The sequence below is a fragment of the Haloferax volcanii DS2 genome, from assembly GCF_000025685.1.
Taxonomy (GTDB): Archaea; Halobacteriota; Halobacteria; order Halobacteriales; family Haloferacaceae; genus Haloferax; species Haloferax volcanii.
Genome location: NC_013967.1, coordinates 998,799 through 1,024,260, shown reverse-complemented (window position 1 = coordinate 1,024,260; position 25,462 = coordinate 998,799). Strand labels below are relative to the sequence as shown.

Below are 25,462 nucleotides of genomic sequence, written 5' to 3'. Positions count from 1 at the left end.
TAGCGAACTATCGGCTATGACAGAGGACGCCGATTCGTTCGTGGAACACAGGAAACTCATCATCGCCGGCTCGGGTATCTCCGGGCTCTCGTCTGCCATCTACGCGGCCCGCTCCAACAACGAGCCGCTGGTGCTCGAGGGCGACGAGCCGGGCGGACAGCTCACGCTCACGACCGAGGTCGACAACTACCCCGGTTTCCCCGAGGGCATCTCCGGCCCGGAGCTCATCAACAACATGAAAGAGCAGGCCGAGCGCTTCGGCACGGAGATTCGCCACGGCATCATCGAGGACGTGGACGCCTCGGAGCGACCGTTCACGGTCACGCTCAAGAACGGCGACGTGTACACTGCGGACGCCCTCATCGCGGCGTCGGGCGCGTCGGCCCGCACCCTCGGCATCCCCGGCGAGGAGAACCTGATGGGCTACGGGCTGTCGACGTGTGCGACCTGTGACGGCGCGTTCTTCCGCGACGAGAAAATCATGGTCATCGGCGGGGGCGACGCCGCCGTCGAGGAGGCCAACTTCCTCACCAAGTTCGCCTCGACGGTGTACCTCGTCCACCGCCGCGAGGAGTTCCGCGCCGAGGACTACTGGGTCGACCGCCTGATGGAGAAGGTCGACGAGGGAGAAATCGAACTCATGCTCAACACCGAGGCGACCGAGCTGCACGGCTCGCCCGAGGAGGGCGTCGACCACGTGACGCTCGTCCGCAACCCCGAGGGCCACCCGAGCGACAAGCTCGACGACCCCGAGACCGAGGAGTTCGACTTCGACGTGGGCGCGGTGTTCTACGCCATCGGCCACACGCCGAACGCCGACTACCTCGACGGCACGGGCGTCCAGCGCGACGACGACGGCTACATCGTCGCCAAGGGCGGCTCCGGCGGCGGCCAGACCGCGACCGACGTGCCCGGCATCTTCGCCGCGGGCGACGTGGTCGACTACCACTACCAGCAGGCCGCGACCGCCGGCGGCATGGGCGTGAAGGCCGCCCTCGACGCCGACGACTACCTCGAAGAGCTCGAACGCGAGGAGAAGCAGGCGGCCGCGGGCGCGGCCGAATAGGCGGTCTCGCGCGCTCGCGCTCGGCGTTCGTCTCTCGGGTTTCTCTCGACTTTCGTTCGGTGCGCCCTACGTCAGCGACCGCAACAGCCACGCGAGAACGAAGCTAATCGCCACGAAAATCAGGTAGACGCCGGGCGAAAAGCGCGCGTCCACGACGCCGACCGCGTCCGCGACCGCGACGGCGAAGATGACGAGACCGACGCCGACGAGCCCGTTCCCGAGGATGTTCGGAACTCCCCGTTTGGTTTCCATAGCCGCGGTTGGAGTCGACGAAAAATAAGCGTACGGAGCGTTCCCAGCGGGTGAAAGGAGACGGCGGGGTCGGCCGCGCTCAGTCGGCCGCGCCCGGACTCGCGTCGGCACCCGCGCCGCGCTCGTCGGGCGTCAGGTAACACTGCGGGTCGGGCCCGAACAGTTCGCCCGTCGCCGCGAGCGACCGAAGCCGCGAGGAGCCGCGGCAGACGTCCTGATACTGGCAGGTCGCGCACTTGCCGGTGAGGTGTTCTTCCCGCTCGCGGAGTTTGGCGAGAAGCGGGTTCGACTCGTCGTCCCAGATGTCACCGAACGGGCGGTCCCGGACGTTGCCGAGGCTGTACCCCTGCCAGAACTGCGTGAGGTGCACGTCGCCGCGGTAGTCCACGTCGGCGACGCGCTCGCCGGTCGGGTCGCCGCCGTTGACGCGGAGATACCGGTGAATCCGCTCGGCGTGGTCGCGTCCGAGCTCCTCCTCGGCGTACTCGACCACGTAGGCGGAGTCGGCGTAGTTGCCGACCAAGAGCGTCTCTATCTCCTCGCCCTCGGCGTGGTACTCGCGGGTCATGTCGAACAGCCGGCGGACGGCGCGGCGCTGGGCCTCGTCGTCGAGGTCGGCGTCGGCGATGTCGCCGCCGCGGCCGCCGTAGTCGAGGTGGTAGAAACAGAAGCGGTCGACGCCCACGTCGTACAGCAGGTCTACCACGTCCTCCATGTCGGCGGCGTTGTGCTCGGTGATGGTGTACCGGAGGCCGGTCTTGAGCCCCACCGAGAGGCAGTTTTCGATGCCGCGGACGGCGGCGTCGAACGCGCCGTCTTTCCCGCGGAAGCGGTCGTTGCGTTCCTCCAAGCCGTCGACGGAGACGCCGGCGTACGAGAGGCCGGCGTCGCGGAGCGCCCGGGCTTTCTCCTCGGTGATGAGCGTCCCGTTGGTCGAAAGCACCGCCCGGATGCCGGCGTCGGTCGCGTAATCGACGAGTTCGACGAGGTCCTCGCGGACGAGCGGTTCGCCCCCCGAAAACAGGAGCACCGGCACGTCGTAGGCCGCGAGGTCGTCGATGAGGCCCTTCGCCTCGGCGGTCGAGAGTTCGCCCTGCGCGGGGTCGAGGTCGGCCCCGGCGTAGCAGTGTTCGCAGTAGAGGTTACAGCGCCGCGTCGTGTTCCAGACGACGACCGGACGTTTCTGTTTCTCCTCGCGTATCTGCTCGATGTCGGCGTCGGGGTCGTCGTAGCGGAGACCGTCGCCCTCGGCTCCCTGCCCGCAGAGGAGCTTGCTGATGGAAATCACTCGGCGGACACCCCGTTTTCGGCACCGCGGGCGTCCCCCGCACCGTCGTGCTCCATCCCGCCGTGTTCCGTCCCGTCGGTCGACTCCTCGCCCTTCGCGGCGAGGTCGTTCCCGCCGAGTCGGAGGAACTCGTCGGCCGGCGCGAGCCAGAGGTCCGCGTCGCCGCCGCCGAACAGCGTCCGCGCCTGCTCGGTCGCGAGGTCCTCGGAGGGCGCGCTCACGCTGCCGACGTGGCGCATCGGCTCGGTCGGCACGTCGCGGTAGAACACTTCCCACTGGCGGCTGCCGTCGATTCGCGGTCGTCGCCTCGGGTCGTCGTCGTCCATGCCGTCGCCTTCGGGCGGGACGGTCACGCTCGTTTCGCCCGTTTTCAGCGCGTGGGAATCGAAGCTTTCGACTTGTTCGGCCGCTCACTAGAGCCAGCTAATGACGCAACGGGTTTCCCGGCGGTCGTTTCTCCACGCAACGGCGGCTTCGACTGGTATCGCGCTGCTTGCGGGCTGTTCGAGTTCGTCCGGCGACGGCTCCGGCGGCGCGGGCGACGGCGACGGAGCCGGCGGCGACACGTCCGGCGGGGACGACACGGCCGACCACGAGATGCGGGACTTCGGCGGCTGGTTCGACCGGACGCAAAACTACGACGGCGTCCACGACCTGACGGGACAGGACAGCGTGACGGTCGCGGTCGGCGCGGCAGGCAACGGCGGCGGCTACGCGTTCGCCCCCGCCGCGGTGCAGGTCTCGCCGGGAACGACGGTCGTCTGGGAGTGGACCGGAAACGGCGGGACGCACAACGTCGTCAACCGCGAAGACGGCCTGTTCGAGTCGGAACTCACCGTCTCCGAGGGCCACACCTTCGAGTACACGTTCGAGGAGTCCGGCGAGTACAAGTACGTCTGCGTCCCCCACGAGACGCTCGGCATGGTCGGCGTCGTCGTCGTCGAGTAAGCGTAAGCGGCCGCGGCGAGCGCGGCGTCGGCGTCACGCTGACTTCGCGGCGTCGTTCAGCGGCGCGGTACAGAGGACGCAGCCGGTCTCCCGGAGCGTCCGCATCATCGGCTCGTTGACCCGGTAGCGCTCGCCGCACTCGGGACAGGTCACGTCGAACTCGCGCATCGTTGCTCACCGGCTAGTGGTACGCCGCGGGGCCCCGAGGTGGCGCACCCTGCATTCACGGGGGACTGATACCCCGGCGACACGTCTCATCTCGTCACTCCTGGAGAATGGCACCCATGAGCTTCTTCTGCGCCATGGCGAGGTGCTCGGAGAACGTCGAGGTCGTGATGCCGAGTTCGGCCGCGACCTCGCCTTTGTTCGCGCGCCGCGGGTGGTCGAAGTAGCCCATCTCGTGGGCCGTCTCCAGCACCTCGCGCTGGCGGTCGGTGAGCTGGCCGCGCTCGACCAACACGAGGTCCCGCGACTCGTCGGTCGACGACTGGAGCAGCCGGCGCACGTCCACCGACCCCGACGACTCTCGGAGGGCGGCGACCACGTCGCGGAGCGTCTCCACGTCCGGCGCGTGGAACGTCAGAAACAGCGCGCCGTCGCGCGTCTGCACGTCCACGACCGGGCAGTCGAACGCCTCGACGCGCTCGCAGGGACAGCCGATGCCGCCCTCGCGGTCGAACCGGTAGACGCTCCCGTCGCCGTACTCGAACAACTCCTCCATCTCCTCCGGGACCTCGGCGTCGTCGTCGAAGACGAACTCCTCGACGACCGACCCGCGCTCGTTGGGAGCCATGCTCCGCGAGAGCGCGTAGCCCGAGGTGTCGCCCTCGGAGACGGTCGCGACCGGACAGCCGTCCGGCCCCGTCACTTTCAACTCCGCTCTGATGCCCGCTGCGCTCGTCATAAGAGTATGCAGTCTCTCCAGCCCCTGATATAAACACCCCCGATACACCGGGCCTTTATATCGTGGTTCGTTTCCACCCGCCGACTGCCGTCGCGCGGACCACGGCGGGTCACGGGGTGTATAAAGCGCCCCGCATATTCGGGGTGCTCTTCGACGGACGACGCGGCCGAACGTACGAGTGAGCATGCAGACCGGCCTCAGACGCACGCCGACCGGACCGAAGCCCGCCGAGTTGGAGGCGGAACAGGTGCTGGAAGCGCTCTCGGACCGCGCGTGTCGGCAGATTCTCACGACCCTGCAAGGCGCGACCGAGCCGATGACCGCACAGGACCTCTCGGAGGCGTGCGACGTGCCGCTGTCGACGACCTACCGGAAGGTCGAACAGCTCTCGGAGGCGGCGTTGCTCGACGAGAAGCTCCAACTGCGGGCGAACGGGACGCACACCCACCAGTACCGGTCGAACGTCGAGTCGGTCACGGTCTCGCTGAACGACGACCGGGGACTCGAAGTCGCCCTCGGCGGGGACCGCTGATGGGCTCGAAGCCGGTACACCCGCCGGATTCGGGGAACGAAAACCACACTCGCCCGCGGCTCGCGTCTCGGCTGACCACCCATCCCGACGGGCGCGAGGAGTGCACGATTTACCCGGCCGATGCGACGCCCGAGACCCAACTGACGCGGTGGATTTCGGCGTTCGATGGGAGCTTCGTCGACCTCGATGCGATGGAGTAGGCGTCGGGGTAAGAGCGACCGGAGGGTTACAATCGGTCGGGGTCGACGCCGTCGTCGCCCCTGGTCCACGGGCGCGGGCTGTCGAGCGCCACGAGGTACTCTTCTAAGAGGGTCGGAAACGCCCGCCCGCGGAGGTTCCGCAGGCCGAAGTCGGCGGCCCAACTGATGATGCCGGTGTCTTCGGTGACGACGCCGGCGTTCAGTTCGCGCGCGAGGATGAGGAGGTCGAAGTCCTCCCGAGAGTCGAGAACCCCCTGTCTGAGCGCGCCGCGGTAGTCCTCGCGGAGGTCGGAGATGACCTTGTCAACGTCGGAGAGCTTCGACCCGCCGTTGGAGAGCTGTTTCGACTCCTCGGCCTTACGGACGGCCTTCTCGGAGACGCGGAGGCCGCGGTTGACCCGGTCGGACATCTCGTCGATGAAGCGGTAGACGACTTCGGCGGGGATGTACACCTCGTAGCGGTCGGGGTGTTTCTTGATGACCCACGTGTCGAGTTTGCCGAGCACGTCCTCCGAGACGCCGCGCTCGCGGAGGATGTGTTCCAACTCCGCGGCGATAGACGGCGGCATGTAACACGAGATGTTCAGGTCCAGTCGCGCGGCGGCGATGGTGTCGAGGAGCCGTTCGATGCCCTCCTCGAACGTCTCGTCGTCGTCTCGAATCTCCTCGGAGAGAAACAGCGAGGTGTCGAGCACGAAGCGTTGTTTCAGCGGGTACTCGGCCATCGTTCGTCAGTTGGTACCGCGGCACTATGACCCTTCCCCGCGGTCGAGGGTGAGCGGTGCCGGTGAGAGAACCCGGACGAAGACGGTCAGAACAGCGGTTCGATGCGGTCGTCGCCGGTCGAGACGAGGTCGTCGAGCGACGCCGCGCTCGACTCGCGCTTGGCGAGCATATCGCGTTGGGTCTCGATGGCGACCGCCTGTAACTCCTTGACCCGCGGCACGTCGTAGACGCCCGACAGGAGCACGACCGCGGCGACGAAGTTCGAGTCGATGGGGTAGTCGCCGCCGCGAATCTCCATCGTCCCGGTCTCGTCTTCGAGCCACGTCCGCGCGCGCTCGATGCCGCGGCGCGACAGCACGTCCGACGGGCCGGCGACGACGACGAGGCCGCGTTCCGCGCCGGAAATCTCGCAGGGCAGCGTGAGCCGCCCGAGCGCGGCGCGGCGCACGAGGCTGGTGATTCGGTTCGTCGAATCGCCGCCGTCGTCGGCCTCGGCCTTCCCGCCGGAGAGCCGAGACAGGAGGCCGCGCTTCGGGCGGTCGAGTTCGACGGCGGCGTAGCCGATAGTCGAGACGCCGCCGCTCCCGAGCGTGTTGATTATCTCGGAGGCGTCCACGACGGACTCCGCCACCGCGCCGGAGCCGTCGCCCTCGCCGGCGCTGAACAGCACGCCGAGCCGGCGGGCGAGTTCGGCGTTGAGACTGCCGTAGCCGGCTTCGAGCGACTCGCCGGTCTTCCGCCAGGCGTCGTTGTCGAACACGATGAGGTTGTCGACCTCGCGGACGAACGTCTGGAAGGAGCGCGCGGCGTTGAGCGTGTAGATGCCGCCTTCGTCCCGCGCGGGGAGGATGCCGAGCCCGTAGACGGGTTCGGTGTAGATGTGCTTCAGTTCCCGCGCGATGACGGGCGCGCCGCCCGAGCCGGTGCCGCCGCCGAGACCGGCGACGACGAGAAAGGCGTCTATCTCGTGGACCGGGAGGTCGTCAATCATCGAGAGCACCTCGCCGACGTCCTCCGCGATGACTTCCGCGCCGAGTTCGTTGTCCGCGCCGACGCCGTGGCCCTTCACGCGCGTCAGGCCGACGAGCACCTGCCGCGACTCGGGGGCGGTTCGGAGTCCCCGAAGGTCCGCGCGGGCCGAGTTGACCGCGATTGCGTCGACGACGAACCCCGTCTTCGTCCGTCGCTCGTAGTCGACGAGGGCGTCGACGACTTTGCCGCCTGCCTGTCCGATACCGATGAGTGCGAGTTTCATGTCCGTCTTCCTCTCAGAAATCCGACCGACTAGACGCGCGCTCAGATATTGAATATGCTGTGGGTAGGGCTGTGCAACGACAGTTTAACTGGAAAATAAGTCCGACACTCTGTCGTCGCTGACAGCGTCGGCGTCGGTTGATTCGGTGTCGGTCGCGCCGGACTCGTCGGCGGTCGCTCCCGTCTCGCGGTCGGCGTCGCCGGTCGCGCCGTCGTCGCGCGCTGCGAACGCGTCGCAGGCGAGTTCACCAACGGCCGACAGGAGGTCGCCCGGTTCGACGACGCGGCCGCGCTCCCGCAGGCGCTCGTAGACTGCGAAGCCGTCGTCGCCGGCGTAGTTCCGCTCCGAGAACGGTCGCTGTTCGACGAGGACGAGCCGGTCGGCCTCGGCCGCCGCGTCGAGGTTGGCGAGGTTCCCGTCTCCGACCTCCACGTCGGCGACGACGGTCACGTCGGCGGCGTCGACTCGGGATTCGACCGCGGCCCGCGCCGCGTCGTCGACCGGCGAGTACGGCGGCACGGTCACGAGGTCCGCGGCGACCCGGCGGGCCGCCTCGGCGTCGGTGTCGCCCTCGTTGAGCGCGCCGGCGGACAGCGCGTAGCCGGCCGCCGACAGCAGGTGGAGCGCCCGCGCGCCGGTGCCGCCCCCGCCGACGACGTGGACCCGGCCGTTGGCGTCGTCCGACGACGGCGGGAGGGCGGTCACGTACACCGAACCGGTGACGGGATGCCGCGAGACGACCGCCTCGGCGTCGAACGCCTCGCGTAAGTTCCCCTCGGTGAGCACCGTCTCGGGGTCGCCCGCCGAGAGGACGCGCCCGCCCGACAGGAGCACGAGCGCGTCGCAGTAGTGGGCCGCGAGGTTGAGGTCGTGGATGGCCGCGACCGCGGTCGTCCCGTCGGCGACGAGGTCGGAGACGAGTTCGAGCGTGCGCACTTGGTGGTTGATGTCGAGGCTGGCGGTCGGTTCGTCGAGGAGCAGGACGGGCGTCTCCTGTGCAAGCGCGCGAGCGATGAGGACGCGCTGGCGCTCGCCGCCGCTGACTTCCGTGACGGGTCGGTCGGCGAGCGACTCGACCGCGGTCCGGCGCATGGCTGACTCGACGGCCTCGTCGTCGCGCTCGCGCCAGCCCTCGAAGCGCCCGCGGTGGGGCGTGCGGCCCATCCTGACGACCTCGCGGACGGGGAAGTCGAAGGTGACGCTCGTGGTCTGCGGGACCGTCGCCACGAGCCTGCTCGTCGCCTTCGACGACAGGGCGTGGACATCCTCCCCGACGACGCGGACCGCGCCCTCGTCGGGCGCGAGCGCGCCGTTGAGCGTCCGAAGCAACGTCGTCTTCCCCGCGCCGTTGGGGCCGATGAGTCCGACGAAGGTTCCTTCGCCCACGTCGACCGAGACGGAGTCGAGAATCCGGGTGTTTCCGAGCGAGAGCGAGACGCCGTCGAGCCGAATCGCCGGGTCGGCGTCGCTGAAGGGGCCGGACCCGGAGTCGGAGTTAGAGTCGGAATCGCTCACGGCGAGCGCACCTCCCGCGTGCGGAGCAGGTAGAGGAAGAAGGGCGCGCCCACGGCGGCGGTGACGACGCCGACCGGAATCTCCGCGCCGCCGGAGCGGGCGACGGTGTCGGTGGCGACGAGGAACGACGCGCCGGCCAGCGCCGACGCCGGGAGCAACACCCGGTGGTCGGGACCGACGAGGAGCCGAAGCATGTGGGGGACGACGAGGCCGACGAAGCCGATGACGCCGGAGACCGAGACGGCCGCGGCGGTGACGACGCTCGCGGTGGCGAGAAGCAGCTGTTTCGTCCGCTCGACTTCGATGCCGAGGGCGTGGGCGTCCTCCTCGCCGAGCAGCAGGACGTTCAGGTCGCGGGCGTGGACGACGAGGAGGAGAAACGGGAGCGGCAGGACGAGGGAGAGCATCCCGACCTCGCTCCACGTCGCGCCCGCGAGGTGGCCCATGAGCCAGAAGACGACCTGCCGGAGGCTTTCGCCGCTCTGGAGGAGGAGAAACGAGATAATCGCGCCGAGAAACGTCTGGATGGCGACGCCCGCGAGAAGCAGGGTCGCGACCGGGGTTCGGCCGTCCTCGCTGGCGAGCAGGTAGACGACGAACGCGGTGACGACGGCGCTGACGAAGGCCGCGCCCTCCAGCCCGAACGGAATCGAAAGCGACAGCACGATAGTCGCCACCGCGCCGACGGCGGCCCCGGAGGAGACGCCGACGATAGAGGGGTCGGCCATCGGATTGCGGAAAAAGCCCTGCATCACGGTTCCCGCCGCCGCGAGCGCGAAGCCGACGAGCGCCGCGAGGAGGATGCGAGGCAGGCGGACCGAGAGCACGATGATGCGGGCGGGTCTGGGGACGGCGAACTCGAACGGCGAGACGAACTCCAGCGTCGGCGTCGGAACCGACCCGACGACGGGGAGGACCGTCGCGCCGCCGAGCGAGACGCCGACGGGGACGGACATCGCGTCCGCGAGGATGGCGGCGACGGTCCGCGGCGGGATGGTCACGGCCCCGATACCGGCGCTCACGACGACGACGAAAAACAGGAGCCCGGCGAGGCCGAGCGACCACGTGGTCGCCCGCGTTCGAACGCTCATTGGGCACAACCGCGCTTTCAGTAGGTAAATATTTATTGAACAGCCGCTGAGGCCACTACCGTGAACCGACAACTCGTCGTCGCCCTGCTCGCGTTCGCGACCGTTCTCGCCGGGGTTCCGGCACCGGCCGCGGCCGCGGTAGGTCAGGCGGCACCGCAGCAGACCGCGGCCTGTACGTTCCCGGTGACCGTCACCGATGCGACGGGGACCGAGGTCACGATCACCGACGACCCGGAGCGGGTCGTCACGACCAACCCGAGCGCCGCCCAGACCATGTGGGAACTCGGCGCGCGCGACGAGGTCGTCGGCGTCTCGCAGTACGCCATGTACCTCGACGGCGCGGCCGACAAGGGGAACGTCTCCGGCTCCGGCGGCCTCAACGTCGAGGCGGTCATCGGCCTCGAACCCGACCTCGTGCTCGTGCCGAACTCCTCGTACAACGCCGAGCCCGACCGCATCGCACAGCTTCGGTCGGCGGACATCCCGGTCGTCGTCTTCGAGTCCGGCGAGTCGCTCGCCGCCGTCGCCGACAAGACCGAGCGCGTCGGCCGCATGACGGGCAACTGCGAGGCCGGCGTCGAGCGCGCCGCGGAGATGCGCGACTCGATGGCTAACATGGAGCAGGCCCTCGACGGCGCGGAGCGCCCGGTCGGCCTCAACTCCTTTTTCGGCTACTCCTCCGGGTCGGGCACGTTCATCTCCGACATCATGACGACTGCGGGGCTGCGAAACGGCGCGGCGGAGGCGAACCTCACCGGCTTCGCCCAGATTAACGAGGAGCTCGTCGTCGAGATGAACCCCGAGTACATCGTCGTCCCCGACCACGCGCCCGTGCCGAGCAGTCCGGCGTACAACAGCACGACGGCGATGCAGGAGGGCAACGTCATCGTCATCGAGGCGCACAAGCTCCAACAGCCCGCCCCGCGAGCCATCGAGGCGAGCGAGGCGATTCTCGAAGCGGTCCACCCCGACGCCTACGAGCGCTACCAGCAGCTCGAAACCGAGTCGGTGACGGCGTCGACCGAAAGCGCGACCGAGACGACCACGGCCGCGGACGCGACTGCAACTGACGCGACTGAAACCGAATCGACCGAAGCGACGACGACCGAGTCGTCGGACTCGACCACCGAGAGCGACGCGCCCGGGTTCGGCGTCGTCGCCAGCCTCGCCGCCATCGGCGCGGCGTTCCTGCTCGCGCGCCGCCGATAACCATACAGACACCCACGCCGGCTCCGTTTCTCCGCCGCACGCGCTCGGCTCCGTGAGACCACAACCGTATTACCGTCGGGTGGCGGACACACGGGTATGGTCGAGAACGTCATCTACCCCGCCTACCTCGACGCCTCTCTCTCGCGCAGCGAGGGTCGGCGGGTCGCCCAGTCCGCGGCGGTCGAAGCGCCGACCGTCGACGAGATTGCGAAGGCCGTCCAGCAGGTCGGCTACGACGCCGTCATCGAACGGGACAAGCGATACTCCCGCGAGTTCGAAACCCGCGGGCGCGTCCTCGTGAACAACGCCGACGACGCCACGAAAAACGACATCGTGCAGGCGGTCGCCGCCTACGTCGGAATCCTCCGCGACTGATGCGGCGAATCGGCACGGTCTCCCGAACGGCGCAGGGGCTCGCTATCGTCCGCCTCGACGACGACGACACGCCCGACATCGGAACCATGGTCCTCGACGAGTCGCTGTCGACGGTAGGTCGCATCGTCGACGTGTTCGGCCCGGTCGACCGCCCCTACGTCGCGGTCACGGCCGACAGCGGCTCGCCCGCCCGCCTCGTCGGCAGCAAGCTCTACGCTCGCTGACGACGCCAGAGCGCAACCCCCATACTCCTCGGGTGGGAACGGCCCTCTATGTCACGCCGCGCCTATCGGGGGGTCGCCCTCGCCGCCCTCATCTTCCTCGTCGTGCAGGTGGGTGCGCTCGCCCTCGTGCCGACGTTCTTCGAACAGGGATACCAGACGGTCGAAGACCCCTCCGACCCGACGAACAGCCTCCTCTACATCGGCGCGATTATCGCCATGACCGCGTTCATGCTCGCGGCGTTCAAGTACGACCTCGACCAGCTCATCCGCCTCGTCATCGTCTTCACGAGCGGCCTGCTCGCGTGGTACGTCTTCGCCGCGCTCGTTCCCAGCGCGCTCGTCGCCGTCGGCCTCTCGGCGGCCGTCGCGCTCGCCCTCCTCGTCTACCCCGAGTGGTACGTCATCGACGCTGCCGGGGTGCTCATGGGTGCGGGCGCGGCCGCCCTGTTCGGCATCAGCTTCGGCCTGTTGCCCGCCATCGTGCTCCTTTCGGTCCTCGCCGTCTACGACGCCATCAGCGTCTACAAGACCAAGCACATGCTCGACCTCGCGGAGGGCGTGATGGACCTCCGCATCCCGGTCGTGCTCGTCATCCCGACGACCCTGTCGTACTCGCTTCTCGACGACGACTTCGCCCGCGACGCCAACGAGGTCGGCGACGGCGAGAACGCGACAGACGGGGGCGAACCGGCTGGGACGGTCGATGCCGATACGGAAACTGAGACGACCAATGACGCCAATGACGACGCCGACGAGTCCGACCCCGCCGACCGCGACGCCTTCTTCATCGGCCTCGGCGACGCGGTCATGCCGACCGTGATGGTCGCCTCGGGCGCGTTCTTCTCGGAAGCGCCGTCGCTCGGATTTGGTGCGCTTCCGGCGCTCAACCTCCCGGCGCTCCTCGCAATGGTCGGGACCTTCGCCGGGTTCAGCGGGCTGATGTGGGCCGTGATGAAGGGGCGGGCGCACGCCGGCCTGCCGCTTCTCAACGGCGGCGCAATCGGCGGCTACCTCGTCGGCTCGGTCGTCGCCGGCGTCCCGCTCGTCTCCGCGCTCGGACTCGCGCCGTACCTCTGAAAACCGACTCCGTCGAAGTTCTCTGCCGGTGATTGTTTGTTGCGGCTGTGCTGGATAGAGCGCGAGTCGGTCATGGGAACTTGCCGGGCTTCGGCCGTTCGAATCAGTAGACAGAGAGCTATTCTTCAATCGTGAGTGTATACCTCCACTCAAACTCTTCCCATGTCGTCTCCGCTCTAACTTTCGGCGCAAATGATTCGGTAAAGCGGTGTTTACCTGCGGGAAGACAGCTCATATCTTCGGGCCGATTGCTCACCCACTTGTCCATCGTGGCCTCCAATATCTCCTGCTCCGGATAATGCAGTACAGTATAATCGGTCTGAATGCACTCCCCCGCATCGAGTGACTGCCATCTAAGCACGTCAGGAAGAACGAAGTGAACGAGATTCGTCTGCCAGCAACTATCGACCGGGCGGTCCGGAATAATCTGTTCGTCTGTTCCGAAGGCGAGTTTCTGTACCTGACGGTCACTCGGAATGAGAACGAGCCATCCTTGGCCTTCACTCCAAATACTGGAGTACGGCTGGATTGAGCCGAAGCCAACTGTTTGCTCTTCAGAGCATCCGTGTTCGGTTAAGCGGAGAAACCGACAGACGGCGCTCTAGTGACGAAGCTATCGTTGTAGACCGCGTGGGGAGAGAATGTGCTAAACCAACTCTCCCCGGATCTCATACGACGACGGTTGACTTCCCTGTTTCCCACCGAGCTAATCGAAGACATCGCGCGCGAGCGCGATGTCGTCCAGCGTGACCGGAAAATCGACATCACGATGCTCGTCTGGACGCTCATCATGGGCTTCGCCGTCGACGGCGAAGCCCGAACTATCGCCGGCTTTCAACGGGCGTACTCCGCAGCAACCAACCAGACCGTTGCCCGCTCAAGCTTCTACGATCGGTTCACGCCGGCCCTCGCAGCACTGTTGAACGACCTCCTCGAGCACGCTCTCGAGGAGGTCGCGGTTCCTCACACGATCGCGCCACAGTTCGAGCTGTTTCGAGACGTACTGATCGCCGATGCAACCGTGTTCAGGTTGCATCGGCTCCTCGATTCGTTTCCAGCCACTCACTCGGGTCAATCCGGCGCGAAACTCCACCTCGTGCAGAACGCGACCAAGCAGACGATCGAGCAGTTCCAGCTCACCGATGAACGCACCCACGAGAGCAGCCAACTCCGCACCGGGAGTTGGCTACGAGGCCGGCTGTTACTGTTCGATCTGGGCTTCTACAGTTTCCGCCGCTTCGCGTTGATCGAGGAGAACGGCGGGTTCTTCCTGAGTCGGCTGAAGTCGAACGCGAATCCGTTGATCGTTGGAGAGCGACGGAAATGGCGCGGGCGCGCCATTTCCTTGCCAGAGCGTCGTCTTCGGGACGTTCTGGAAGATCTCAGTCGGGAGATCATCGACGTAACGGTAGAGATCGAGTTCAAACGGCGGGCATACGCTGGGAAGGAATCAACGGATTCGATGGAGTTTCGCGTCGTCGGTGTCCGCAACGAGGACACCGACGACTACCACCTGTACGTGACGAATCTGCCCGATGAGTTCACTCCAAGGCAGGTCGGGGCGCTGTACGGGTTGCGGTGGGAAGTGGAGTTGGTGTTCCGGGAACTGAAGTCGCTGTATGGGCTGGAGAAATTCCAGACGAGTGATCCAGCGATCGTGGAGCTGTTAGTGGTGGCGGCTCTGCTGACGCTGACGGTCAGCAGAGCCTTGCTCGGGGTGTTTCAGGAGCTGTTCCCAGAGACAGTGTTTCCGCGAGAACGCTGGGCGAAGACCTTCCGGTCTCTCGCCCAGCTCATGCTCGAAGATCTGGCCCAGTCGTTCGGCCATCCACCGCCGAACCTGTCGGAACTGCTGTTTCGTGACGCCCGCCAACCAGAGAAATCGCGGCTCTTACTCAACGAACGAGTAGCTGAGGCCTTCAGGAGGCGATCCAGTGCTTAACCGAACACCAATGCTCTTCAGAGGAAAGATTCTCAAACGAACCCCGAATCTGAGCAGGTGCATCGGATGAGAAATCGCGTAGCTTCTCCATACTGAGCTGGAAGGGTTTCTTGATGGGTTGGGGGCCTTCTGTAACCGTGATACGAGGGTAGCGCCCAGAAGCCATAGAGAATCATGACTCCCCAATCAGGTAACATTATTGAACCGATTTGGGCGAAAATCAGTACGCTAAGACGGTAGTTGATACGGACCCCAACTGAACGAGAGGTTTAGAACGTTGTCTGTGGGTAGAGCCTCTTTGTCGTGCTGAACTCACCCTCTACGTCTCGCACGCCATCTCTCCCACCTCTCTAGAACCCCAACAGAAACGTACCGCCCGAGTTCCCCGGTTTCACCTCACTCTTCGTCCGCGCCCTCGCGGACGCGAACCGCCATCCCCGTCTGAAAGTCGAGCATCGCGTCTGCGGAGAGTTCCGCGCGACCGACGCCCAGCAGGTCGCCGTCGGGGCCGACGACGCACACCTCGTCGCCCGAGCGAACCGCCGGGTCGGCGTCGGTGACGAACTTGGCGAAGGCGTTCTTGCCGTCGCGGACGAACGGAACCGACTCGTCGCCGACGCGGACGACGTAGGCGTCGCCGTCGAGGTCGTCGTAGAGGCGGCGGCCGCCGGCGACGCCGAGGGTGAACCGGCCGTCGGTGCCGTAGGAGGTGACGCGGTCGCCCTCGACGTACACCTGTCGCGGGCGGCCGCTCCGCGAGCGGGAGAGTTCGATGTCTGCGTCGGCCGGGAACAGCGCGTCGCCCGCACCGGCCCCGAACTGGTAGTCGGCGACGACCCGGAGGTCGTCCAAATCGGTCGCGTGGCCTTCGGTCATACCCGCCCTTTGCCCCGCCGGCTAAAGTGGGTCGCGGTCCCGGCCGACCGCGTGCGCCGAGCTACCACACCCGTTCGAGACGAAAAGCCCTAAGTACGGGACTGACCGCCCTCAGAGTATGTCTGTGGACGTTCGACTCGCCGCCGTGGGAACCGTGCTGCTGCTCGCGAGCAGCGTGCTTCTCACGCAGACGGCGCTCGACTGGCGGCTCCCGACGGTGCTCGCCGCCATCGCAGCGCTCGGCGCGGTTGCGACCGTCGCTCGACTGGCGACGCCGACGGCCTGATATCCCACTCGCGGGCCGGCCGCGCCCCGACTACGCCGGCGTCTCGACCCTCCCGTTTTACGTATTGTCGCATCGACAGGTCGAACTATGGCTGCGATTAGCTCCCTCCAGACCGCCCTCCGAGGCATCCGGTCGAACCCGGTGTTGTTCCTCGGCAGTCTCGCCTTGGGTCTCATCACGCTCCCGCAACTCGCCACGCAGTTGGCGCAGATACCGTTCGTTCCGACCATCCTCATGGCGGTGACGTTCTTCGTCACGCCGTTCGTCGCCGCCGGTCTCTACGGCATGGCCGACGAGGCGGTCGGCCGCGGGGGCAGTGGCTCGACCTCGCTGTCGACGCTCACGGCCGTCGGCCGCGAGAAGTACGTCTCGGTGCTCCTGGCGAACTTCGTCCAACTCGGCATCGTCCTCGCCTTCGGCATCGTGTTCGTCATCATCGTGGTCGCCGTGGCCGTCTCGCTCGGTCTCGGCGGTCTCGCAGCCAGCGGTGGCGACGTCTCCAATCTCGCCCTCGGCGGCGGCTTCCTGGTCGGCATCGCCGTCCTGGGCCTCCTCGGACTGGTGTACCTCGTCGTCAGCTTCCTCATTCAGTTCTACCCGGTCGCGGTCGTCGTCGGCGACAAGGGCCCCGTCGAGTCGTTCGGCGAGAGCTATCGGCTCGTCCGACACAACGTCGTCCCCACGCTCGGCTACTCCGTCATCCGGTTCGTGGTCGGTCTCGTCGTCAGCATCCCCGCCACGGGCGTCATCCTCTTTGTGTCGTTCCAGAGCGTCCAGCAGGTCCAGGACGCGGCGAACCCGGCGGTGGCGCAGGCCGGGGTCGGCTTCGCGCCGATGGAAATCGCCGCTATCGCCGTCCTCTCGATAGCGACGCAGACGATTCTCGCGGCGTTCCAGTACACCTACGCGGTCGCCTTCTTCGAGGCTCACGACGCGGGGACCGACGGACCGACCGGGACGGCCGGCCCCGACATCGACGGCGACGCGGCGATTCCGCAGTTCGAGTAGTCGGCGGAATTACAGCAGGAACGTCTCTTTTCGCTCCGACAGGTCGATGAACGTGTCCGCCGCCGCGACGAGTTCCTCGGCGGTGGACTCCTTGAACGCCATCACCTCGACGCGGACGCCCTCGTGGCGGAGGTGCGTACAGAGTCGTTCGAAGTCGCCGTCGCCCGAACAGAGGACGACCGTGTCCACGTGGTCGGCGAGGCTGACCGCGTCGAGCGCGATGCCGAGGTCCCAGTCGGCCTTCTTCGAGCCGTCACCGAACGTCTTGATATCCTTGATTTTCGTCTCGAAACCGATGTCGACGAGTGCATCGAAAAAGCTCACCTCGTCGGGCGAATCCGCCCGGATGACGTAGGCGATGGCGCGGGTGAGCGCGCGGCCCGCCGTCCCCTTCTGGAGGAGCGACGAGTAGTCGATGTTCCGCGAGTAGAGGCTCTGTGCCGTGTGGTAGAGGTTCTGCGCGTCTGCGAGGATGGCGACGCGTTGGTCGGGGTGAATCTCAGTCATTCGTACGACGCTTGGGCGGCGCGGGCTAATAACCGTCCGGGGAGACGGGGGCGCGGCGGACGGGCGTCCACCGTCGCGGTCGGAAACCGGACGGAGAGCGCCGCGATTCGTGCCTCAGCCCGCCCGTCGGGTCCGGCAGGTCCTGCAGACGACGCAAGTTATATTACGTTTCCAGCACCTGCATCCGGTGTGAACGACGCGACGCGGCCCTCGCAGGTCACCACACCTTCGACAGCGTCGCGTGCCGCTTTCTTTTCGAAAAAACGTGCGTACTGAATCGCTCGTTGCGGGAGTAGCGACCCCGTCTCGGGCGGCCTTCGGCTGACGCACGTTCCGGTCACACGACCGTATCAACGCTTCCGCGACCGTCACCACAACCACCAACGACACATGACATCATTCGACTTCTGCGGCGTCTATCCCGCGATGACCACGCCGTTCCACGAGGACGGCAGTATCGACTTCGAACAGTTCCAGGCCGACGTGCGACGCCTCGAAGAAGCCGGCGTCGACGGCGTCGTGCCCGTCGGCTCGACCGGCGAGTCCGCGACGCTCACTCACGACGAACACGTCGAGGTCGTCGAAGCCGCCGTCGAGGCCGTCGAGGAGGTGCCCGTCATCGCCGGCTCCGGGTCGAACTCGACCCGCGAGGCGCTGGAACTCTCCCGGCGCTCCGCCGACGCCGGGGCCGACGCGCTGCTCCTCATCTCGCCGTACTACAACAAGCCCGAGCAGGCCGGACTCGTCGACCACTACCGGACCATCGCCGACGAAATCGACCTGCCGCAAATCGTCTACAACGTCCCCGGCCGCACCGGGAGCAACATCCTGCCCGAGACGGCCGCGACGCTCGCAGAGCACCCGAATATCACCGGCTACAAGGCCGCAAGCGGCGACCTCGGCCAGATTTCGGAGGTCGTCGAGCGGACCCGCGACGAGCAGTTCGCGGTGCTGTCGGGCGACGACGCGCTCACGCTCCCGACGCTCTCTGTCGGCGGCGTCGGGGCCATCTCGGTCACGGCGAACGTCGAACCCGCTCGCGTCGGCGCGATAGTCCACTCGGCGCTACAAGGCGACTACGAGCGCGCCCGCGACATCCACCACGACCTCGCCCCGCTGAACCGCCACCTGTTCTCCGAGACGAACCCCATCCCGGTCAAGGAGGCCATGGAGATTCGGGGCTACGGCCCGGCGCGCCTGCGCCCGCCGCTCACCCGCCTCACCGAGGAGAACACCGAGGAACTGCGTCGCCTGCTGTCGGACCTCGAAGCGGAACAGGCGATTCCGGACGGAGGTGCGGGCGAGTGACGGTCTCCGTCGGCGTCACCGGCGCGACCGGTCGCATGGGTGGCGAAGTCCTCGCCGCGGCCGCCGACCGCGACGACCTCTCGGTCGCTTTCGCGGTCAGTCGCTCGCCCGGCGACGTGGTCGAAGGCGTCGCCGTCGAAGACGCGGCCGACTTCGCGGACCTGCTCGCCTCGCACGAGCCAGATGTCGTCGTCGACTTCACCGGCCCGGCGTCCTGCATCGAGTACGCGTCGGCCTGCGCGGCGGCGGGCGTCGCCTTCGTCACCGGCACGACCGGCCTGAGCGAGGGCGGCTTCGACGCGCTCCGCGAGGCCGCGTCCGAGGCCCCGGTGCTGTACGCCTCGAACTTCTCGCGCGGCATCGCGGCGCTCCGGCGAGCCGTCCGCGAGGCGGTTCCGGCCCTCGACGGCTACGACATCGAACTCACCGAGACGCACCACAACGCCAAGCGCGACGCCCCGAGCGGGACGGCGCTGACCCTCTTGGACGACATCGACGACGTGCGTGGCGACTCCGAGCGCGTCCACGGCCGCGAGGGCGACGCGCCCCGGTCCGAAGGCGAAGTCGGCGTCCACGCTCGCCGGGCGGGGGATATTGCCGGTGAGCACGAAGTATTACTGGCTGGAAATCACGAGTCTCTTTCACTCACGCACCGCGCGGGGTCGCGGGGGGTCTTCGCCGCTGGCGCACTCGACGCCGCGGCGTGGCTCGCCGACCGCGACGCCGGGTGGTACGACTTCACCGAGGTACTCGAATGAATCTGGAATCCGACGTACGAGACCTGTGGCAGCGATACGACGACGGCGACGTCGACGCCGAATCAGCTACCGGCGACGAACTCGACACGCTGGACGCGTTCCTCGACGCCCTCGAGGCGGGCGAGGTGCGCGCCGCCGAGAAGACCGGCTCCGACGTGACCTCGTGGGAGGCAAACGAGTGGGTCAAGCGGGGCATCCTGCTCAACTTCGGCCTGCGCGAGACGCTCGCCCGCGAGTACGGCGACGTCCGCTATCACGACGTGCTCCCCCTGCGCGACACCGAGGACCTCGGCGACCGCGGCACGCGCAACACCCCGGACGGGACCGCCATCCGCCGCGGCGCGTACCTCGGCTCCGACTGCATCATGATGAGCCCCTCGTTCGTGAACGTCGGCGCGCACGTCGGCGACGGCACGCTCGTGGACTCCTGTGACACCGTCGGCTCCTGCGCGCAAATCGGCGCGAACGTCAAGCTCGGCGCGAACACGCTCATCGGCGGTGTGCTCGAACCCGTCGAAGATGCGCCGGTCGTCGTCGAAGACGGCGCGGCGCTCGGCGCGGGCTGTCGGGTCACCTCCGGCTTCGTCGTCGGCGAGAACTCCATCGTCGGCGAGAACACGCTTCTCACGCCTCGCATCCCCGTCTACGACCTCGTTGACGAGGAGATTTACTACGGCCACCTGCCCGCGAACCGCCGCGCCTTCACGCGCTTCGTGGAGTCGTCGCTCGGTGACCACGACCTCTTTGCCGGCGGCGCGTACAAGCCCGCGGTCGTCGCCCTCGACATCGAGGACGACACCCTCGACGCGACCCGTCGGGAGGAGGCGCTGCGCGAATGAGCGGCGGCGGGCCGGCCGTCCGGCGGCTCTCGGACTGGGACCGCGAGCACCTGCTGTCGCTCGCCGGCGAGTTCGGGTCGCCGCTGTACGTGACCGACCTCCGTCGCGTCCGCGAGAACTGTCTGCGACTCCGCGAGGCGTTCCCCGAAGCGCACGTCAGCTACGCCGTCAAGGCCCACGCCGGGCGGGCGGTGCTCGAAACCGTCCGCGAGGCCGGCGTCGACGCCGAGTGCGCCTCCGCGGGCGAGGTCGAGCGCGCCCTCGACGCCGGCTTCCCCGGCGAGCGCGTCCGGTACACGGCGGTCAACCCGCCGGACGCCGACCTCGACCACGTCGTCTCGCGCTGGGAGTCGAACCCCGAGATGACCGTCACGGTCGGCGCGGCCGACACCATCGACCGCCTGCGCGAGCGCGGCTTCGACGGTCGGCTCTGCCTCCGGGCGAACCCCGGCGTCGGCGCGGGCCACCACGAGAAGGTCACGACCGGCGGGCACGCGAAGTTCGGCATCCCCATCGACCGCGTTCCCGACCTCGCCGCCGACGTGCGCGAGGAGTTCGACCTCGTCGGCGTCCACGCCCACGCGGGAAGCGGTATCTCCGGCGACGACCTCTCGGCGCACCGCGAGTTGGTCCGCCGGATGGGCGACCTCGCCCGCGAGGTCGGCGGCCTCGAATTCGTGGACGTGGGCGGCGGCTTCGGCGTCCCCTACCGCGAGGACGAACCGCCGCTCGACCTCGCCGCCGTCGCCGACGCCACCCGCGAGGCGCTCGGCGAGGTGGACGCACAACTCGCAGTCGAACCCGGCCGTTACGTCGTCGCCGACGCGGGCGTGCTCCTCTCGCGGGTCAACACCGTGAAGGAGGTCCCCGAGACGACCGTCGTCGGCATCGACGCCGGTATGACGACGCTGCTCCGACCGGCGATGTACGACGCGTACCACGCGATTTCGAACCTCTCTCGGCCCGACGCCGACCCGGTTTCGACCATCGTCGCGGGCCCCGTCTGCGAGACGAGCGACGTGTTCGCGGACGGCCGCGACCTCCCCGACCCCGAGCGCGGCGACTGTCTCGCGCTCGGCAACGCGGGGGCGTACGGCTACGAGATGGCGAGCACCTACAACTCTCGTCCGCGCCCCCCGGAAGTCGTCCTCGACGCCGACGGCCCCCGACTGGCCCGCCGGCGCGAGACCCTCCACGACGTCACCGCACTCGAACGAACCGCATCCGAGCACATCCCCAACTGACCAAGCACCCACACAGAATCATGAGCGTACTCAACACCGTTCCCTTCGAAAAGTTCCACGGCACTGGAAACGACTTCTTCGTCGTCGACGCAGACGACCCCGTCCCGGACCGCCCCGCCTTCGCGCGCACCCACTGCGACCGCGAGGCCGGAATCACCCTGAGCGAGAGCGAGCGACGCGGCGCAGACGGCGTCCTGTTTCTCGCGCTCGAATCGCGCTACGACCCGCCGCGGGTCGTCATGACGCTCGTCCAGCCCGACGGCTCCGTCGCCGCCATGTGCGGCAACGGCGCTCGCGTCGCGGCCGCGTGGGCCGCCGAGCGGACCGGCACGAACGAAGTCATGATTGACACGCCCGCCGGCACCCGCCGCGCGAGCCTCGACGGCACCGACGTGACCGTCGAGATGGGCGCGCCCTCGTTTGCGCCCCGCGACGTGCCGCTCGCGTCCGACGACGAACTCGTCGACACCGAGGTCGAGGGCCTGACGGTCACGGCCGTCAACACGGGCGTCCCCCACGCGGTCGCCTTCGTCGACGACGTGGACGACGTGGACCTCGAATCGGTCGCGCCGCCGGTCCGCCACGCGTCGGTGTTCCCGGAGGGCGCGAACGTCACGCTCGCCTCTCCCGACGGCGAGGGCGGCTTCCGCCAGCGCACCTTCGAGCGCGGCGTCGAGGGCGAGACGCAGTCCTGCGGCACCGGCGCGGTCGCGGTCGTCGCGGCCGCGAAGCGCCTCGGGCGCGTCTCCGGCGACGACCCCGTGACCGTCACCCCGCCGGGCGGCGCGCTCTCCGTGACCGTCCCCGACGAGGGCGCGGCGCTCCTCGGCGGCCCGGCCGTCTACGAGGGCGACGGCGAAGCCGACATCGTCTTCCGCGAGCGATGAGCGGCGACGCCGACGGGTTCGACCCCGTGGCGTTCCTCGAACGGGCCGTCCCCGTCGCGTCGAACGACGACGTGGGCGAGATGCGCGACCTGCTGGTCGAGACGCTCGAAGCCGAGGGCGTCGACCCGACCGTGGACGACGCCGGCAACACCGTCGCCTCGAAGGGAGCGGCGGAGCCGGCGACGCACCTCGTCCTCAACACGCACATCGACACCGTCTCGCCGCACGTCCCGTACGACCGCGACGAGGGCGTCATCCACGGCCGCGGCTCCTGCGATGCCAAGGGCCCACTCGCGGCCCTGCTTTCAGCGTTCTTCGCCGCCGACCCCGGCCCCGACGCCCGAGTGACGCTCGCCATCACGCCCGACGAGGAGCTCCTCTCGACGGGCGCGGCCCAACTCGACCTCGACGGCGACAGGTACATCGTCGGCGAGCCGACCGGCCTCGACGTCTGTACGGCCGCGAAGGGCCGGTTCGAGGGAACGGTGTCGCTGTCGGGTGTCGCCGCGCACGCGGCCGAACCGCAGTCGGGCGTCAACGCCGTGGACGCGCTCGCACCGGTCCTCGACGCGCTCCGGTCGTTCGACGACGACCGCGAGGCGCACCCCGACCTCGGTCCGGCGACGCTGACGCCGACGATGGTCGACGGCGGGGCGAACTCGAATCAGGTGCCCGCGGACTGCCGACTCGTGGTCGACCGTCGGAGCGTCCCGCCGGAGACGGCCGAGGGCTTCCGCGAGGAACTCGAATCGACGCTCCGGGCCGCCGTGCCCGACGACGTTGGCGTCGACTTCGCGCTCACGGAGCGCCCGACCCCGTTTCTCGAAGCGTTCGCGACCGACCCCGACCACGAACTCGTGACGTCGCTCGCCGCGGCCTCCCGAGACGCCGGCGGGCGGGCGGACGTCCGGCCCTTCACGGCCGCGACCGAGGCCTCCTACTTCTCGCCCGCGCCCGTCGCCGTCTTCGGTCCCGGCGACCTCGCCGACGACGAGGGCGCGGTCGCGCACGCCGACAGAGAGTACGTGCGCACCGACGACGTGCGAACCGCGGCCGCCGCGCTCCGCGCCGCCGTCGCCGCGCTCACCGCCTAACTGTTAATTAATCAAAACGTACTTGTTGTCCGAACGATACGTTTCGGACGATGCGCCCTCCCCACCTCGTCGTCGTCCTCCTCGTCGTGGTCGCGCTCTCGCTGTCGGGCGTCGTCGCGGCCGACAGCAGCACCGCTATCGACCACGCGGGCGACGGACTCACGCTCGACGCGGTCGACGGCGAGCACGTCCACGGGACGACCCCGTTCGCGCCCGGGACGCTCATCGGCGTCCGCGTGAAATCCGTCGGTGATACCCATCCGTTTCTCGTCTCGAAGGCCGTCCGCGTCGGAGAAAACGGTAGCTTCGACGTAACGTTCGACCTCTCGGAGATGGCCCAACTCCGCGGCGGGCCGGTGCAGGTCTCGGTTCGCCGGGACCAACAGCCGATCTACGAGGAGAACGCCACGCTCGTGACGTACTATATGCCCGAGAACTCGACGCTCACGCCCGACATCCGCGACGCCGCGACGGCCGAAACGACGTCCGCGTCGACCGCGACGACGGCCGATTCGTCGTCCGGAATCGACGTCCCCGGCTTCGGTGCCGGAGTTGGCGTCGCCGCGCTCCTCGTCGCGTCGTTCGTCGCCGCTCGCGGCCTCTAAGCGCACGGTCCCGCGTTCGCCAGTTCACCCGCTCGCTCGCCCGCGCCGACCGCCCCGCCGCGCCGACCACCCCACCGTCCTGCCGCCCCGTCGCTCCGGAACGCAACGCCCTTTTCCCACCCGCACCTGAGTCGGCGTATGTACGAGGCGGTCTACGCACACCCCGACGGCGAGAGTACGGTCAGTCGCGTCGCCGTCGCCGCCGGGCGGTACGACTACGACGGCGTCGTCGTCCGCGCGCTCGACGCCCGCCCCGACTACGACCGCCTCCGCGAGGCGCTCGACGTGGACGTCGTCGACGCCGTCGAAATCGACGCGTCCAACCCGGAACGAGCCAGCGGCGCGGTCGGCAACTACCGCCCGCAGCGCGAACTGCTCATCGTCCGCGGGGGGACGAACGCGCTCAACCGATTCGCCGTCGAACAGCCGCGAGTGGACGTGCTCTCGCGCCCCATGGAGGGCGAAGGCAACTTCAACCACGTCCTCGCCAAGGCCGCCCGCGACAACGGCGTCCGCGTCGAGTTCGACTTCGGGCCGGTGCTCCGAAGCGACGGGGGGACCCGCGTGCAGGCCATCTCGGCGCTCCGGAAACTCCGCGAACTCGTCGAGTACTACGACGCCCCCTACGTCGTCTCCGCGACCCCGTCGTCGCATCTCCAACTGCGGAGCCCCCGCGAGTTGGCGGGACTGGGCGAGGTCGTCGGCTTCGACCGCGAGCAGGTGCTCGACGGCCTCCGCGAGTGGGGTCACCTCGCGGCGCGCAACCGCGAGCACACGTCCGAGTCGTTCATAGCCCCCGGCGTCAAACGGGGACGGTATGAAGAAGACGATTGAGGAACACGCCGCCCGCTTTTCCCACATCGCCGCGGAGTACGACGACTCCCAAGACAGCGACGAGTACCGCGCGTGCGTCTCGCTCGTCGTCCACTACGCCGACCCCTCCCCCGAGGACGTGGTGCTCGACCTCGGTACCGGCACGGGCGCTATCGCCCTCGCGCTCGCCCCCGACGCGAAGCGCGTCGTCGGCCGCGACATCAGCGAGGGGATGCTCGAACAGGCCCGAACCAAGGCCGCCGAAGTCGGCATCGAGAACGTCGAGTTCGACGAGGGCCGGTTCCGAGACCCGAACGTGGGCGACGACGAGCAGATCGACATCGTGGTGACGAACTTCGCCATGCACCACCTCTCCGACGAGGAGAAACGCGAGGCCATCGGCGTCATCGCCGACCTCGAACCGCGGCGGTTCGTCCTCGGCGACGTGATGTTCTTCGGCACGCCCGACCCCGACGAGCCGTTCTACTCGCCCGAAGTGGACGACCCCGCGACCGTCGGCTTCCTCGCCGACGCGCTCACGGACGCCGGGTTCGTCCTCACGGCCGTCGAGTCGGTCCACGAGCAGGTGGGCGTCCTCGTCGCCGAGCGAGCGCCGACCGCCGACGAGTGAAC

At 68.2% G+C, this 25,462-nt stretch carries 31 protein-coding genes; 20 read left to right on the top strand and 11 right to left on the bottom strand.

All coding sequences use genetic code 11. The features are described 5' to 3' along the window. Window positions 1–16 precede the first annotated feature (16 nt). Window positions 17–1,066, top strand: coding sequence for an NAD(P)/FAD-dependent oxidoreductase (locus tag HVO_RS10095; RefSeq protein WP_004043814.1), 1,050 nt, complete (start codon window positions 17–19; stop codon window positions 1,064–1,066). Window positions 1,067–1,132: 66 nt separating this feature from the next. On the opposite strand, the gene HVO_RS10090 is transcribed toward HVO_RS10095, so the two are convergent. The 3 genes from HVO_RS10090 to HVO_RS10080 all read right to left on the bottom strand — a co-directional run bounded on the left by HVO_RS10090 (window position 1,133) and on the right by HVO_RS10080 (window position 2,959). Next, window positions 1,133–1,318, bottom strand: a complete 186-nt coding sequence (locus HVO_RS10090; protein WP_004043815.1) for a hypothetical protein — start codon at window positions 1,316–1,318, stop codon at window positions 1,133–1,135. A 79-nt stretch (window positions 1,319–1,397) separates the two neighbouring features. Beyond that, window positions 1,398–2,606, bottom strand: coding sequence for a TIGR04347 family pseudo-SAM/SPASM protein (locus HVO_RS10085; RefSeq protein ID WP_004043816.1), 1,209 nt, complete (start codon window positions 2,604–2,606; stop codon window positions 1,398–1,400). Continuing rightward, entirely contained in the window at window positions 2,603–2,959 is a 357-nt protein-coding gene (locus HVO_RS10080; protein ID WP_004043817.1) for an Htur_1727 family rSAM-partnered candidate RiPP, read from the bottom strand. Before HVO_RS10080 ends, HVO_RS10085 begins: the two co-directional genes overlap by 4 nt. 73 nt (window positions 2,960–3,032) lie before the next feature. On the opposite strand from HVO_RS10080, the gene HVO_RS10075 reads away from it, so the two are divergent. Next, a complete protein-coding gene (locus HVO_RS10075; RefSeq protein ID WP_004043818.1) occupies window positions 3,033–3,554 on the top strand; it encodes a halocyanin domain-containing protein in 522 nt (173 codons plus the stop codon). 33 nt (window positions 3,555–3,587) lie between these two features. On the opposite strand, the gene HVO_RS21405 is transcribed toward HVO_RS10075, so the two are convergent. Together HVO_RS21405 and HVO_RS10070 are read right to left on the bottom strand one after the other, a co-directional pair. Then, complete coding sequence (locus HVO_RS21405; RefSeq protein ID WP_004043819.1) at window positions 3,588–3,722, bottom strand: DUF7560 family zinc ribbon protein; 135 nt, start codon at window positions 3,720–3,722, stop codon at window positions 3,588–3,590. 94 nt (window positions 3,723–3,816) lie between these two features. Next, complete coding sequence (locus tag HVO_RS10070; protein ID WP_004043820.1) at window positions 3,817–4,458, bottom strand: helix-turn-helix domain-containing protein; 642 nt, start codon at window positions 4,456–4,458, stop codon at window positions 3,817–3,819. 184 nt (window positions 4,459–4,642) lie between these two features. Here HVO_RS10070 and HVO_RS10065 point away from each other — a divergent pair, with 184 nt between their 5' ends. Together HVO_RS10065 and HVO_RS10060 are read left to right on the top strand one after the other, a co-directional pair. Next, window positions 4,643–4,990, top strand: coding sequence for a winged helix-turn-helix domain-containing protein (locus HVO_RS10065; protein WP_004043821.1), 348 nt, complete (start codon window positions 4,643–4,645; stop codon window positions 4,988–4,990). Then, entirely contained in the window at window positions 4,990–5,190 is a 201-nt protein-coding gene (locus HVO_RS10060; RefSeq protein WP_004043822.1) for a DUF7511 domain-containing protein, read from the top strand. The genes HVO_RS10065 and HVO_RS10060 overlap by 1 nt, the downstream gene beginning before the upstream one ends. Window positions 5,191–5,216: 26 nt before the next feature. On the opposite strand, the gene HVO_RS10055 is transcribed toward HVO_RS10060, so the two are convergent. The 4 genes from HVO_RS10055 to btuC all read right to left on the bottom strand — a co-directional run bounded on the left by HVO_RS10055 (window position 5,217) and on the right by btuC (window position 9,777). Beyond that, window positions 5,217–5,915, bottom strand: coding sequence for an RNA ligase partner protein (locus HVO_RS10055; RefSeq protein WP_004043823.1), 699 nt, complete (start codon window positions 5,913–5,915; stop codon window positions 5,217–5,219). Window positions 5,916–6,001: 86 nt separating this feature from the next. Beyond that, window positions 6,002–7,171 (bottom strand): tubulin-like protein CetZ3, encoded by a 1,170-nt coding sequence (gene cetZ3, locus HVO_RS10050; protein WP_004043824.1) that lies wholly within the window; start codon window positions 7,169–7,171, stop codon window positions 6,002–6,004. An 84-nt stretch (window positions 7,172–7,255) separates the two neighbouring features. After that, window positions 7,256–8,686 (bottom strand): heme ABC transporter ATP-binding protein, encoded by a 1,431-nt coding sequence (locus HVO_RS10045; protein WP_004043825.1) that lies wholly within the window; start codon window positions 8,684–8,686, stop codon window positions 7,256–7,258. Continuing rightward, window positions 8,683–9,777, bottom strand: coding sequence for a vitamin B12 ABC transporter permease BtuC (gene btuC, locus HVO_RS10040; protein ID WP_004043826.1), 1,095 nt, complete (start codon window positions 9,775–9,777; stop codon window positions 8,683–8,685). The genes HVO_RS10045 and btuC overlap by 4 nt, the downstream gene beginning before the upstream one ends. Before the next feature lie 60 nt (window positions 9,778–9,837). On the opposite strand from btuC, the gene HVO_RS10035 reads away from it, so the two are divergent. The 5 genes from HVO_RS10035 to HVO_RS10010 all read left to right on the top strand — a co-directional run bounded on the left by HVO_RS10035 (window position 9,838) and on the right by HVO_RS10010 (window position 14,604). Further along, the gene (locus tag HVO_RS10035; protein WP_004043827.1) at window positions 9,838–10,986 is read left to right on the top strand and encodes a PGF-CTERM-anchored ABC transporter substrate-binding protein; all 1,149 of its coding nucleotides are present in this window, start codon (window positions 9,838–9,840) and stop codon (window positions 10,984–10,986) included. A 96-nt stretch (window positions 10,987–11,082) separates the two neighbouring features. Further along, entirely contained in the window at window positions 11,083–11,361 is a 279-nt protein-coding gene (gene srp19, locus HVO_RS10030; protein WP_004043828.1) for a signal recognition particle subunit SRP19, read from the top strand. Further along, window positions 11,361–11,585, top strand: coding sequence for an H/ACA ribonucleoprotein complex subunit GAR1 (locus HVO_RS10025; RefSeq protein WP_004043829.1), 225 nt, complete (start codon window positions 11,361–11,363; stop codon window positions 11,583–11,585). The genes srp19 and HVO_RS10025 overlap by 1 nt, the downstream gene beginning before the upstream one ends. Window positions 11,586–11,633: 48 nt before the next feature. Beyond that, window positions 11,634–12,662, top strand: a complete 1,029-nt coding sequence (locus HVO_RS10020) for a presenilin family intramembrane aspartyl protease PSH (protein ID WP_004043830.1) — start codon at window positions 11,634–11,636, stop codon at window positions 12,660–12,662. A 643-nt stretch (window positions 12,663–13,305) separates the two neighbouring features. Further along, window positions 13,306–14,604, top strand: coding sequence for an IS4-like element ISHvo12 family transposase (locus HVO_RS10010; protein ID WP_013035120.1), 1,299 nt, complete (start codon window positions 13,306–13,308; stop codon window positions 14,602–14,604). Between the two features lie 396 nt (window positions 14,605–15,000). Here the strand turns inward: HVO_RS10010 and HVO_RS10005 are convergent, their stop codons facing one another. Further along, window positions 15,001–15,480, bottom strand: a complete 480-nt coding sequence (locus HVO_RS10005) for a PUA domain-containing protein (RefSeq protein WP_004043833.1) — start codon at window positions 15,478–15,480, stop codon at window positions 15,001–15,003. Between the two features lie 118 nt (window positions 15,481–15,598). Between HVO_RS10005 and HVO_RS20905 the strand changes: the two genes are divergently transcribed. Continuing rightward, the gene (locus HVO_RS20905; protein WP_013035237.1) at window positions 15,599–15,766 is read left to right on the top strand and encodes a hypothetical protein; all 168 of its coding nucleotides are present in this window, start codon (window positions 15,599–15,601) and stop codon (window positions 15,764–15,766) included. A gap of 87 nt (window positions 15,767–15,853) precedes the next feature. Beyond that, window positions 15,854–16,774, top strand: a complete 921-nt coding sequence (locus tag HVO_RS10000) for a DUF7847 domain-containing protein (RefSeq protein ID WP_004043835.1) — start codon at window positions 15,854–15,856, stop codon at window positions 16,772–16,774. 9 nt (window positions 16,775–16,783) lie between these two features. Here the strand turns inward: HVO_RS10000 and HVO_RS09995 are convergent, their stop codons facing one another. After that, on the bottom strand, window positions 16,784–17,281 hold the full coding sequence (locus HVO_RS09995; RefSeq protein WP_004043836.1) for a LabA-like NYN domain-containing protein: 498 nt from the start codon (window positions 17,279–17,281) through the stop codon (window positions 16,784–16,786). A 390-nt stretch (window positions 17,282–17,671) separates the two neighbouring features. Between HVO_RS09995 and dapA the strand changes: the two genes are divergently transcribed. The 9 genes from dapA (at window position 17,672) to HVO_RS09950 (ending at window position 25,460) form a co-directional block, all read left to right on the top strand. Then, on the top strand, window positions 17,672–18,589 hold the full coding sequence (dapA, locus tag HVO_RS09990; RefSeq protein ID WP_004043837.1) for a 4-hydroxy-tetrahydrodipicolinate synthase: 918 nt from the start codon (window positions 17,672–17,674) through the stop codon (window positions 18,587–18,589). Continuing rightward, a complete protein-coding gene (gene dapB / locus HVO_RS09985; RefSeq protein ID WP_004043838.1) occupies window positions 18,586–19,347 on the top strand; it encodes a 4-hydroxy-tetrahydrodipicolinate reductase in 762 nt (253 codons plus the stop codon). The genes dapA and dapB overlap by 4 nt, the downstream gene beginning before the upstream one ends. Further along, a complete protein-coding gene (locus tag HVO_RS09980) occupies window positions 19,344–20,186 on the top strand; it encodes a 2,3,4,5-tetrahydropyridine-2,6-dicarboxylate N-succinyltransferase (protein WP_004043839.1) in 843 nt (280 codons plus the stop codon). The genes dapB and HVO_RS09980 overlap by 4 nt, the downstream gene beginning before the upstream one ends. Beyond that, complete coding sequence (gene lysA, locus HVO_RS09975; RefSeq protein WP_004043840.1) at window positions 20,183–21,430, top strand: diaminopimelate decarboxylase; 1,248 nt, start codon at window positions 20,183–20,185, stop codon at window positions 21,428–21,430. Before HVO_RS09980 ends, lysA begins: the two co-directional genes overlap by 4 nt. A 20-nt stretch (window positions 21,431–21,450) precedes the next feature. Continuing rightward, a complete protein-coding gene (dapF, locus tag HVO_RS09970; protein ID WP_004043841.1) occupies window positions 21,451–22,317 on the top strand; it encodes a diaminopimelate epimerase in 867 nt (288 codons plus the stop codon). Next, the gene (locus HVO_RS09965) at window positions 22,314–23,411 is read left to right on the top strand and encodes a M20 family metallopeptidase (RefSeq protein WP_004043842.1); all 1,098 of its coding nucleotides are present in this window, start codon (window positions 22,314–22,316) and stop codon (window positions 23,409–23,411) included. Before dapF ends, HVO_RS09965 begins: the two co-directional genes overlap by 4 nt. Before the next feature lie 50 nt (window positions 23,412–23,461). Then, entirely contained in the window at window positions 23,462–24,016 is a 555-nt protein-coding gene (locus HVO_RS09960; protein WP_004043843.1) for a BGTF surface domain-containing protein, read from the top strand. Window positions 24,017–24,154: 138 nt separating this feature from the next. Further along, on the top strand, window positions 24,155–24,850 hold the full coding sequence (locus HVO_RS09955; RefSeq protein WP_004043844.1) for an RNase P subunit p30 family protein: 696 nt from the start codon (window positions 24,155–24,157) through the stop codon (window positions 24,848–24,850). Further along, complete coding sequence (locus HVO_RS09950) at window positions 24,834–25,460, top strand: class I SAM-dependent methyltransferase (RefSeq protein WP_004043845.1); 627 nt, start codon at window positions 24,834–24,836, stop codon at window positions 25,458–25,460. The genes HVO_RS09955 and HVO_RS09950 overlap by 17 nt, the downstream gene beginning before the upstream one ends. Window positions 25,461–25,462: the final 2 nt, after the last annotated feature.

What these genes read in the sequence shown, in the direction of transcription:
- cetZ3 (WP_004043824.1), bottom strand. Translation starts at nt 7,171, where the DNA reads ATGAAACTCGCACTCATCGGTATCGGACAGGCAGGCGGCAAAGTCGTC.
- btuC (WP_004043826.1), bottom strand. Translation starts at nt 9,777, where the DNA reads ATGAGCGTTCGAACGCGGGCGACCACGTGGTCGCTCGGCCTCGCCGGG.
- HVO_RS10090 (WP_004043815.1), bottom strand. Translation starts at nt 1,318, where the DNA reads ATGGAAACCAAACGGGGAGTTCCGAACATCCTCGGGAACGGGCTCGTC.
- HVO_RS09950 (WP_004043845.1), top strand. Translation starts at nt 24,834, where the DNA reads ATGAAGAAGACGATTGAGGAACACGCCGCCCGCTTTTCCCACATCGCC.
- HVO_RS10000 (WP_004043835.1), top strand. Translation starts at nt 15,854, where the DNA reads ATGGCTGCGATTAGCTCCCTCCAGACCGCCCTCCGAGGCATCCGGTCG.
- HVO_RS09980 (WP_004043839.1), top strand. Translation starts at nt 19,344, where the DNA reads ATGAATCTGGAATCCGACGTACGAGACCTGTGGCAGCGATACGACGAC.
- HVO_RS10005 (WP_004043833.1), bottom strand. Translation starts at nt 15,480, where the DNA reads ATGACCGAAGGCCACGCGACCGATTTGGACGACCTCCGGGTCGTCGCC.
- lysA (WP_004043840.1), top strand. Translation starts at nt 20,183, where the DNA reads ATGAGCGGCGGCGGGCCGGCCGTCCGGCGGCTCTCGGACTGGGACCGC.
- HVO_RS21405 (WP_004043819.1), bottom strand. Translation starts at nt 3,722, where the DNA reads ATGCGCGAGTTCGACGTGACCTGTCCCGAGTGCGGCGAGCGCTACCGG.
- HVO_RS10075 (WP_004043818.1), top strand. Translation starts at nt 3,033, where the DNA reads ATGACGCAACGGGTTTCCCGGCGGTCGTTTCTCCACGCAACGGCGGCT.
- HVO_RS10095 (WP_004043814.1), top strand. Translation starts at nt 17, where the DNA reads ATGACAGAGGACGCCGATTCGTTCGTGGAACACAGGAAACTCATCATC.
- HVO_RS10055 (WP_004043823.1), bottom strand. Translation starts at nt 5,915, where the DNA reads ATGGCCGAGTACCCGCTGAAACAACGCTTCGTGCTCGACACCTCGCTG.
- HVO_RS10065 (WP_004043821.1), top strand. Translation starts at nt 4,643, where the DNA reads ATGCAGACCGGCCTCAGACGCACGCCGACCGGACCGAAGCCCGCCGAG.
- HVO_RS09960 (WP_004043843.1), top strand. Translation starts at nt 23,462, where the DNA reads ATGCGCCCTCCCCACCTCGTCGTCGTCCTCCTCGTCGTGGTCGCGCTC.
- HVO_RS09955 (WP_004043844.1), top strand. Translation starts at nt 24,155, where the DNA reads ATGTACGAGGCGGTCTACGCACACCCCGACGGCGAGAGTACGGTCAGT.
- HVO_RS10025 (WP_004043829.1), top strand. Translation starts at nt 11,361, where the DNA reads ATGCGGCGAATCGGCACGGTCTCCCGAACGGCGCAGGGGCTCGCTATC.
- dapF (WP_004043841.1), top strand. Translation starts at nt 21,451, where the DNA reads ATGAGCGTACTCAACACCGTTCCCTTCGAAAAGTTCCACGGCACTGGA.
- dapA (WP_004043837.1), top strand. Translation starts at nt 17,672, where the DNA reads ATGACATCATTCGACTTCTGCGGCGTCTATCCCGCGATGACCACGCCG.
- HVO_RS10070 (WP_004043820.1), bottom strand. Translation starts at nt 4,458, where the DNA reads ATGACGAGCGCAGCGGGCATCAGAGCGGAGTTGAAAGTGACGGGGCCG.
- HVO_RS10060 (WP_004043822.1), top strand. Translation starts at nt 4,990, where the DNA reads ATGGGCTCGAAGCCGGTACACCCGCCGGATTCGGGGAACGAAAACCAC.
- HVO_RS09995 (WP_004043836.1), bottom strand. Translation starts at nt 17,281, where the DNA reads ATGACTGAGATTCACCCCGACCAACGCGTCGCCATCCTCGCAGACGCG.
- HVO_RS10020 (WP_004043830.1), top strand. Translation starts at nt 11,634, where the DNA reads ATGTCACGCCGCGCCTATCGGGGGGTCGCCCTCGCCGCCCTCATCTTC.
- HVO_RS20905 (WP_013035237.1), top strand. Translation starts at nt 15,599, where the DNA reads ATGTCTGTGGACGTTCGACTCGCCGCCGTGGGAACCGTGCTGCTGCTC.
- HVO_RS09965 (WP_004043842.1), top strand. Translation starts at nt 22,314, where the DNA reads ATGAGCGGCGACGCCGACGGGTTCGACCCCGTGGCGTTCCTCGAACGG.
- srp19 (WP_004043828.1), top strand. Translation starts at nt 11,083, where the DNA reads ATGGTCGAGAACGTCATCTACCCCGCCTACCTCGACGCCTCTCTCTCG.